Origin of the sequence: Mesorhizobium sp. M7D.F.Ca.US.004.03.1.1 (assembly GCF_003998635.1) — a bacterium.
Taxonomy (GTDB): Bacteria; Pseudomonadota; Alphaproteobacteria; order Rhizobiales; family Rhizobiaceae; genus Mesorhizobium; species Mesorhizobium loti.
Map to the genome: position 1 here is coordinate 1 of NZ_RZQG01000790.1, position 2,798 is coordinate 2,798.

3 protein-coding genes and 1 pseudogene are annotated in these 2,798 nt (G+C 61.2%); all 4 read left to right on the plus strand.

Annotated elements, in window-relative coordinates:
- Positions 1-153 (plus strand): annotated as a pseudogene (locus tag EN935_RS42955) (DUF982 domain-containing protein); the annotation flags it as partial.
- A 42-nt stretch (positions 154-195) separates the two neighbouring features.
- Positions 196-627: a DUF6074 family protein gene (locus EN935_RS42340; RefSeq protein WP_245462834.1), complete on the plus strand. Its 432-nt coding sequence runs from the start codon at positions 196-198 to the stop codon at positions 625-627.
- Positions 628-1,052: 425 nt separating this feature from the next.
- A complete protein-coding gene (locus EN935_RS29865) occupies positions 1,053-2,279 on the plus strand; it encodes a pilus assembly protein TadG-related protein (RefSeq protein WP_164757883.1) in 1,227 nt (408 codons plus the stop codon).
- Positions 2,280-2,284: 5 nt separating this feature from the next.
- A complete protein-coding gene (locus tag EN935_RS29870) occupies positions 2,285-2,725 on the plus strand; it encodes a TadE/TadG family type IV pilus assembly protein (protein WP_170136885.1) in 441 nt (146 codons plus the stop codon).
- Positions 2,726-2,798: the final 73 nt, after the last annotated feature.

The window sequence follows — 2,798 nt, forward strand, 5'->3', positions numbered from 1 at the left end:
TTCAACGCCTGCTTTGGCGCCACGGTGGACGTAGTCAAGACCGAGGATGCCTGCCGGGCATTCATGGCGTTTTGCCGGGCGAGCGGACTGATGGCCAGGGACATGATGACGCCGCGCAAGCGCGGCGGTGAGGCAAGGGCGCTCCAGGCCTGAGGGCCGTCGCCCGTTTCACCTGCCCAACGCCAACGATGGCGTTTGAACGCACACGGCGATGTCGTGGGCGTATGGCTGCGCCTTTTGTCCCCGACGACCTCACCAGGCGCACCAACGTCAGCGCCGTTAAGCTTCCGTTTCCACCTTCCCGGCTACGCCATTGCTTGTTGGCAATGGTTGATTCGTTGCGTCAGTCTCATGGTTCGGAAGATGTCCCTAGAAAAAGTTCGTGCATTCCCGATCGACCGTCAGGTATTCTTGGTCAGGGAAGTTGCCGCCAAGCTCGGCAATCTGCATGGCGAGACCGCCACCTCCTTCTGGAGGGCCAAGGCGTCGGAGTTGCTCGATCGCGTGGTCGGATCCGGCAGGGACAGAACAGCAGCCAGCGATGAAGTGCGCAGGTTCTTCCTGGCCGTACAGAGAGAGATGATGGCCGAAACGGCTGCGGAGTCGATGCCAATTCTTTCCGCTTAAAGCTGAACCGGGGTAGCGACATCGGTGTTCGCCACCTTCGACGGCAAGTTCGCCGATCGGATGCAGACCATGGCGGCAATATCGAGTTCAGGGTGAACTGGTAGGCAAGGGCACGGAGTGCTCGCTGGCTCGGTATCCGATGGAGTGGGTCCCGGTTTGCCGCGCATAAATCCTATCGCGAATGGATGGCAGTCCTGCCCCATAGCGGGTCACTTGCCACCATCTCCGCAATTGCATTGTTAGCAAACGATAAACTGTCGCCGGCAATCGTCCACGTGGGATGCGGGCTTTTGGTCGTGTTGCTGCCTTTAATGCCGTCGATCGGCCATGAATCCCCTTGTTCTGGATGCCAATAGATCACTGGTCAAAATTGAACGGAACTTTTTAGCCGTTCGTTCATATATGCGTGCTTTCTAATCTATGCCATGGTCTCCAATTGCTTCACCCGAATTCGGCTTGTGGCGGACGGTATATGCCGGAGCACCCGCGCAAATGTCGCAACCATTTTCGCCCTGACCTTGCCGATCGTTGTTGGCGCCGCGGGCTTCGGTGTCGAAACCTCCTATTGGTACTACAACAGCCTGAGACTGCAGGCGACGGCTGATGCCGCCGCCTATGCCGGCGCGCTTGAACAGGTCTCGGGTTCCGACAAGCCGACAATCGTCGCGGCCGCGACCCAGTCGGCGGCGACGAACGGACTGGGCTCGGGCACCATCGTCGTCAATACGCCGCCAGCGTCCGGACCGAATACGGCGAAGAAAGCGGTCGAGGTGATCGTCGGCCAGAAGCTCGACCGGATGTTTACCTTGATCTTCACGCAGGCTCAGGTTCCCGAACAGGCGAGGGCGGTCGCCCTCATCACCAACGCCTCGAAGGCCTGCATGACCGCGCTCGATCCGGCCGCCCCGCAGGCAGCGCTGTTTTCCGGCAATACTATCGTGAAGGTTACCGGCTGCGTGGTGATGTCCAATTCGATCGCCCCTGACGCCATCAAGCTTCAGGGCTCGGCGGGCCTCCAGATCGATTGCCTGATTTCGGCGGGCGGCGTCTCGCTCAGCAATCCCGTCACCACGGTCTGCGCGGCCCCGATCACCCAGGCGCTGCCTGCCGCCGATCCATTTGCCGACCTGCCAGCCCCGGCGGCCTCGAACCCTTGCCAGAACGACAACAAGCCGACGCTGAGCCCAGGCACCTATTGCGGCGGCATGACGCTGAAGGGCAATGTCACGCTTTCGCCTGGCGTCTATGTCGTTCAGGGCGATCTCAAGATAAACGCCAACGCGGCCATTATCGGCAGCGGTGTGACCATCTTCATGTCGGGCAGTTCGACCGTCAGCATGAATGGCAACGCCTCTGTGAAGCTCAGCGCGCCGACCTCGGGCACCTATTCCGGTGTGCTGTTCTACGGCGACAGGACCGGTACCCCCGCATCCAGCACATTCAACGGCACAGCGGACTCGCTGCTGACCGGAGCCATCTACTTCCCCAAACAGCAAGTAAACTATCTTGGCAACTTCTCAGGCAACGGCGGCTGCACCCAGGTCGTCGCCAATACGATTCAATGGTCCGGCAGCACAACCATCAACCAGGATTGCACGAGCCTCGGAATGCGCGACATTCCGGCGGGGCTGTCCGTGGCGCTGGTAGAGTAGCCTCCGTGGAACGCCGATCGGCGCCGATCCTCAGCGATAAAGCGGGCGTTGCGGCGGTCGAGTTCGCGATGGTGCTGCCCATCCTGTGCCTGGTGCTGCTCGGCATTCTGGACGGCTGGTCCTACGTAACGAGTTCGCTGTCGATGCGCGCCGGCGTGAAGACTGCCGCGAACCTGGTCATGGGCGGATCGACCAATGATACGGCGACCAAGGCCGTTGCCATTGCGAGCTGGGAGAATCGGCCGGAGGATGGCCAGGTCACGCTAAGCCGGACTTACATGTGCGGGACGACCGTCGTCGACGCTGCCACCTTGTGCAGTGGGCCGAAAGCACCATCGGTCTATGTCCAGATCCAGGCATCGGCCACTTGGGTGCCGCCCATTGCCTTCGGCGCCTTTGCTGCTTCCACCACGATCGGTCACCAGGAGATGATCCGTGTCCGCTAGGGCAAGCACGTTCGGGCGGGATCGATCGGGCGGGGCCGGGCTGGAGTTCGCGCTGATCGCGCCTTTCCTCGTC